This window comes from Brunnivagina elsteri CCALA 953 (genome assembly GCF_002289455.1).
In the GTDB taxonomy this organism is placed as follows: Bacteria; Cyanobacteriota; Cyanobacteriia; order Cyanobacteriales; family Nostocaceae; genus Brunnivagina; species Brunnivagina elsteri.
On record NZ_NTFS01000779.1, the window covers coordinates 1 to 1178 of the forward strand.

Below are 1178 nucleotides of genomic sequence, written 5' to 3' on the forward strand. Positions count from 1 at the left end.
TAAGTAGGTGGGCATAAAAAAACCAAACTATGTAAAGATAAGTAAATACGGAGAATGCATCTACGTGAGGTGACTTAATATATGGGCGCTCGTTTAAGGGTATTTTTAACTCGTGAGCAAGATCTAACTTTGTTAAATCTAAGAACAGAGGAGATACCACAGAAGGTTAAAGATAGGGCAGAAGTAATCAGGCTAAATGCACATGGCTGGTATGTAGAAAAAATAGCAGCCCACTTTAATTGGGATGAGCAAACAGTTAGAGATGTTTTACACAAATGGAAAAAGCAGGGTTTAGAGGGACTTTGGGAATTACCGGGTCGAGGGTTAAAACCCAAGTGGAAGGAAGAGGATATTGTATTTTTGGAAGAATGCCTAAGAGTTGAGCCTCGCACATACAATAGTTCCCAATTATCACAGAAGTTAAACACAGAGCGTAACGTGCAACTGAGTCCCGACAGATTAAGACGGGTACTCAAAAAAAGGGGGTCAATTGGAAACGGGCAAGAAAAAGTCATAAGGGAAAACAAGACGCGATCGCAAAAGCACAGAAACAAGGAGACCTAGATATGTTGGAATTATCAGCTGCGGCAGGAGAAATAGACCTTAAATATTTAGACGAATCTGGGTTTTGTATGTGGAGCGAACCGGGTTACACCTATTATTTCAGGGGTGAGCAAAAACGTTTAGAACAAACAAAGCGCCGGGGTCGTAGATTAAGTATTATCGGGTTTCTCCAACCTTTAATTAGCTTTGTTTATGGTTTAGTCATTGGGGGTGTTAACCGCAAGTCTTATATCGAAATGATGGAAAAAGAAGCTCAAGAGGCATCAAAACTAGGACGCACAAGGGTAATTGTGCAGGATAACGGACCAATACATAGATGTAAAGAAGTACAAGAGCTATGGTCAAAGTGGGAACAGATGGGTCTATATATCTTCTTTTTACCCAAGTATTGCTCCGAGATGAATCCAATTGAATTGGAATGGCAACATTTGAAAAAAGATGAGCTATCTGGGCGAATATTTGATGACGAATTAGACCTTGCTTATGCCGTAATTGACGGTGTTGAAGCTAGAGGAGAAAAAGGAAACTACAGTACAGAGCGTGTAAAATTTAATTCTAGCCCTTCATCTTAACTTTTCGTTACATAGTTGTAAATTTTTCCGCCCACCTACTTA

The 1178-nt window shown here is 39.8% G+C and carries 1 protein-coding gene; it reads left to right on the forward strand.

What is annotated here, in order from left to right; all coding sequences use genetic code 11:
• The first annotated feature begins 81 nt into the window (after window positions 1-81).
• A protein-coding gene (locus CK510_RS30630) for an IS630 family transposase (protein WP_235656481.1) occupies window positions 82-1136 on the forward strand; the annotation gives its coding sequence in 2 pieces (ribosomal slippage) (window positions 82-474 and window positions 477-1136; 1053 coding nt in all).
• Window positions 1137-1178: the final 42 nt, after the last annotated feature.